Origin of the sequence: Paracoccus panacisoli (assembly GCF_042435015.1) — a bacterium.
Taxonomy (GTDB): Bacteria; Pseudomonadota; Alphaproteobacteria; order Rhodobacterales; family Rhodobacteraceae; genus Paracoccus; species Paracoccus panacisoli.
The window spans coordinates 1-2,333 of record NZ_JBHMQU010000048.1 but is presented as its reverse complement, the minus strand read 5'-3'; the positions used below and the strand labels follow the sequence as shown (position 1 = coordinate 2,333).

Below are 2,333 nucleotides of genomic sequence, written 5' to 3'. Positions count from 1 at the left end.
CCCGCGGCCGAGGCGCCCGCCGACGCTCCGCGCCCGCGCCGCCGCACGACCACCGCGGCCCCGCGCCGCACCACGGCCCGCAAGCGTGGCGAGGCGGCCAGCGAAACCCCGGCCCCCGCCGAGGAGTGAGCAGCGAGGCGTGACGAGGGCGGGCGGGGCCTTGGGCCCTCAGCCCGCCCGCGCCGCCGCGAGCGCCCGCGCCAAGGCGCAGAACCGCGCGAGGTCGATCTCTTCGGCCCGCGCGGTCGGCGCGATCCCCGCCTGTTCGAGCAGCGCCTCGATGTCGGGATGCAGCCCCCGCAGCGCCGCGCGCAGCATCTTGCGGCGCTGGTTGAAGGCGGCAAAGCTCACCTCGGACAGCACCCGCGCGTCGGCCGGATAGCGCGGCGCGGGCAGGGCCGTCAGCTGCACCACCGACGACTCGACCTTGGGCGCCGGCACGAAGGCCTGCGGCGGCAGGCTCAGCACGATGCGTACGTCGCAGCGCCACTGGGCCAGCAGCGCCAGCCGGCCATAGTCCTTGCTGCCCGGTTTTGCGACGATGCGCTGCGCGACCTCCTTCTGGAACATCAGCGTCAGCGACTGCCAGAACGGCGGCCACTCGGGCGGGGTCAGCCAGCCGACCAGCAGCTCGGTCCCGATGTTATAGGGCAGGTTCGCGGCGATGCGGATCGGCGGGGTCAGATGCGCCAGCGGATCGACCTCCAGCGCGTCGCCATGGATGATCGTCAGCCGGCCCGGATAGGCGGCGGCGATCTCCTCGAGCGCGGGGATCGCGCGGGCGTCCTTCTCGATGGCGAGCACGTGGCGCGCGCCCTCGGCCAAGAGCCCGCGGGTCAGCCCGCCCGGCCCCGGCCCGACCTCGAGCACGTCGCACTGGGTCAGGTCGCCCGCCGCCCGCGCGATCCGCGCCGTCAGGTTGAGGTCGAGCAGAAAGTTCTGCCCGAGCTGCTTCTTCGCCCGCAGGTCGTGGCGCGCGATCACCTCACGTAAGGGGGGCAAGCCGTCGATCGCGCTCATGCCGGACGGCCCCGCAGCCCCGTTCTTCCTTGCACAAATATCCCACGGGGGTCCGGGGGTGTGAAACCCCCGGTCCGGCGCCTGACACACGCCCGGCGGCTCACCGGCGCGCCTCGGCCATGTCCCACGCCATCCGCAGCGCCGCGATGGTCGAGGCCGGGTCCGCGAGCCCCCGCCCGGCGATGTCGAAGGCGGTGCCGTGGTCGGGCGAGGTCCGCACGAACGGCAGCCCCAGCGTGACATTCACCCCGCCGGCGAAATCGAGCGTCTTGATCGGGATCAGCCCCTGGTCGTGATAGGCCGTCACCGCCGCGTCATAGCGCGCCCGCGCCGGGGCGTGGAACATCGTGTCGGCGGGGTGGGGGCCCGACACGGCGAGCCCTTCGGCCCGCAGCCGCGCGCAGAGCGGGGCGATCCAGTCGCGCTCCTCGCAGCCCATCGCGCCGCCTTCGCCGGCGTGCGGGTTCAGCCCCGCCACCGCGATCCGCGGCGCGGGGATGCCGAAATCCCGGATCAGCCCGGCGCGGGTGATGCGGATCGTCCGCTCGAGCAGGGCGGGCGTCAGCGCTGCCGGCACCTCCCCCAGCGCGATGTGGATCGTCGCCGGCACCACCCGGCAGGGCGGCTCGACGGTCGTCGAGGCGAGCATCATCACCACCTCGGCCCCGCCCGCGAGATGGGCGAGGTACTCGGTGTGGCCCGGAAAGGCGAAACCCGCCCCGGTCTTGAGCGCCGCCTTCGAGATCGGCAGCGTCACCACGCCCGCCGCCCGGCCCTCCATCGCCAGCGCGACGGCGCGGGCGATCACGTCGATCACCCCTTGGGCGTTGGCGGGATCGGGGGTGCCCGGCGTCGCGGGCGCGGCGAAATCGTGGCGCAACACCGGCAGGGTGCCGGGGGGCACGGGGTCGGCCGGGTCCGCGACCTCGGCGAAGTCGGTGCCCGCCGGCAGGTGCCGCGGGTCGCCCATCCAGACGAAGGGCACCCCGGCCGCCAACGCCCGCGGGGCCAGCTCGGGGCCGATCCCGGCTGGCTCGCCACAGGTCAGGATCAGCGGCGCCGGGCGCCCCGTGTCGCCGGAAGTCACGGCTTGCGGATCACGGCGTCGGCGCGCAGCTCGGCCAGATAGGCATCGGCGGCGGCGTTGATCTTGCGGTTGAAGATCGCCTCGCGCACCTGCGCCCGGCTCTGCAGGGGCGGATCGGCGCTGGCGAGGCCCGCCGCGGCGGCGGCGTCGGTCGCGGCATTGGCGGCGTTGGGTGCCTCGGCGGCCGCAGGCGTCGCGGCGCGGTCGGCGTTGGCCGCGGCCTCGG

General features: G+C 75.1%; 2 protein-coding genes and 1 pseudogene. All 3 read right to left on the bottom strand.

What is annotated here, in order from left to right; all coding sequences use genetic code 11:
• Positions 1–168: 168 nt before the first annotated feature.
• Complete coding sequence (rsmA, locus tag ACFHYO_RS11035; RefSeq protein ID WP_394320438.1) at positions 169–1,020, bottom strand: 16S rRNA (adenine(1518)-N(6)/adenine(1519)-N(6))-dimethyltransferase RsmA; 852 nt, start codon at positions 1,018–1,020, stop codon at positions 169–171.
• A gap of 100 nt (positions 1,021–1,120) precedes the next feature.
• The gene (gene pdxA, locus ACFHYO_RS11030) at positions 1,121–2,107 is read right to left on the bottom strand and encodes a 4-hydroxythreonine-4-phosphate dehydrogenase PdxA (RefSeq protein ID WP_394320436.1); all 987 of its coding nucleotides are present in this window, start codon (positions 2,105–2,107) and stop codon (positions 1,121–1,123) included.
• A pseudogene (locus ACFHYO_RS11025) lies at positions 2,104–2,333 on the bottom strand (hypothetical protein); the annotation flags it as partial. The pseudogene ACFHYO_RS11025 and the gene pdxA, both read right to left, overlap by 4 nt.

Coding starts and splice junctions, on each gene's coding strand:
- rsmA (WP_394320438.1), bottom strand. CDS start 1,020: ATGAGCGCGATCGACGGCTTGCCCCCCTTACGTGAGGTGATCGCGCGC.